The organism is Phaeobacter sp. PT47_59, from assembly GCF_028890025.1.
Taxonomy (GTDB): domain Bacteria; phylum Pseudomonadota; class Alphaproteobacteria; order Rhodobacterales; family Rhodobacteraceae; genus Phycobacter.
In genome coordinates, this window is the sequence record NZ_JARCJL010000073.1 from 1 (window position 1) to 1,163 (window position 1,163).

1 protein-coding gene is annotated in these 1,163 nt (G+C 48.8%); it reads left to right on the forward strand.

Annotated elements, in window-relative coordinates; genetic code table 11:
- Nucleotides 1–554, forward strand: a 554-nt coding sequence (locus PXK01_RS21930; RefSeq protein WP_274861736.1) for a hypothetical protein, incomplete at its 5' end; no start/stop codon positions are given.
- Nucleotides 555–1,163: the final 609 nt, after the last annotated feature.

A 1,163-nucleotide genomic window follows, 5' to 3' on the forward strand; every position in this document is an offset into this window, starting at 1 on the left:
GCAGGCTGGGACGACGACTTCCTACGCAACGTTCTCAATGGCTTAGCGGCGGCATGAGCCATATGCGATTGCCCTGCCCTTGGTCTGACTTCTGTAGGTCTGCCGCCATCAGATACTTCAAAGCTTTCTCAAACCCAAATCTTGAGGAGTCCTTCCTTGACGGTTGGCGGCTTTTTGAGAATATCTCCGGGTCTAGATATGAGAAAACTGAGACCAAAGTCACCCGAGCTTCACATATCTTCAAAGACAACGTCGAGTATCGGATTGTTGGCAAACACCTAGCGTTGCGTCGGCATCTTATTTCTCATGGTCATCCTATCAACACCGATGACGAGGAAACAATTGCGTTTCAGATGCTTCAATTTGTCTTACCTTTCCTGACGCGGTTCATCTTAAATGGGTTTTCCTTTGGAACGCCGGAAGAGTTTTGGGAGTTTCTGGACCTCCCTGCCATGCGATCAGAACGATTGGATGAGGTAGAAGAACTACAGCGCAGACTGAAGCTCTATGACAAGGCTGCACAGTTCAGGGGCGAGACCGATGCTTCGTCATAGAGCTTTTTGGTGCGCTACTTATAAGATTTGCACCATGTTTGCACAGGCAAGGAAATCAGACTGTTAGTTTGGTGCACAAATCAGGTGCATATTCCTATCTAGAATGACATTGCCAATCAGACTTTGCAAAGTCAGCTTTCTGCGCTTCACAGATCTTTGCGCTGATTGCTGTCTTGCCGTGGACGCCGCAGCCAAGTTGCATGTCGACTTCAAGGGTGTCCATTGGTCTTTGTTGCGAGCGAAAGGTCACGTGAACTCTTTGTCCGGGGAGGCTGCCTTCAGTCAAGATGCAGTGCTTCGTCAGGCCGTAGCGCTTCCAGCCTCCACAGGATGTGTTTCTAGGCTCTACCCAAGCGAGACAATCCAATAGCTGCTCAGATCTTGTGTTTTTTGAGTGTATGTTTGACATAAAACGCGAATCTAATTAGGGTCTAGATATTAAAAATACAATTCAGTGAGTTCGTATGAAGATTGGGTATAAGCGCGTATCTACACTTGATCAAAACCTCGCTCGCCAGGACCTGGGAGAGGTTGATTGTGAACGGCGGAGCAATACTCGGCCACGGTAGCGACGGCATAGTGTTGTCGCGGGCGGCGTAAAAGTCGTCC